This is a genomic window from Vibrio sp. 1401 (genome assembly GCF_033340295.1).
Genome location: NZ_JAWOWF010000328.1, coordinates 1 through 727 on the forward strand (window position 1 = coordinate 1; position 727 = coordinate 727).

Annotated in this window: 1 pseudogene; it reads left to right on the forward strand. The window is 44.8% G+C overall.

Going from position 1 to position 727, the window contains the following annotated elements:
• Positions 1-727: pseudogene (locus R7Z77_RS25430) on the forward strand (hypothetical protein); the annotation flags it as partial.

The window sequence follows — 727 nt, forward strand, 5'->3', positions numbered from 1 at the left end:
ACATTAGAGAAGCGCTTTTTCTCACGTATTGGGATGATTACGAGCTTAGAGTTGGGATCAGTAAAGTGTTTTGGGGCGTCACCGAGTCCGCGCATCTGGTTGATGTTGTGAACCAAACAGATGCCGTGGAAGCGGTTGATGGCGAAGATAAACTGGGTCAGCCAATGGTACACTTTACGGTGATTAAAGATTGGGGCGCTTTTCATGCCATGGTACTTCCTTATTTTCGGGAGCGTACTTTTGCTGGTCAAGACGGACGTTTACGTACGGAGACTGTTGTTTCTGACAACGCTATTTATGAATCGAGTAGGGAAGAGAAACACATTGATGTGGCATTTCGATATTCCAAAATGCTGGGTGATTGGGATATTGGTTTGAGCTATTTGTTCGGGACCAATCGAGATCCCTATTTTCGATTCGAGCAAGGTGAACTCAAACCATATTATGCGCTGATGAGTCATGTCGGTATTGATGTTCAAGGCATTGTCGGAGATTGGTTATGGAAGCTTGAAAGTGTATATCGAGATAGTTATGACCATCATGTTGGCGTGGTGACGGGTTTCGAATATACCATCGTCGGCGCTTTTGATACGGTTTGGGATGTCGGCCTTATTGGAGAGTACCTCTATGATAGTCGGGGAAATAACGCACAGAACATCGGTCAAAATGATGTGTTTGCAGGTGTCCGCTTTGCCTTAAATGATGAGGATGGAACTGAAATTCTCAC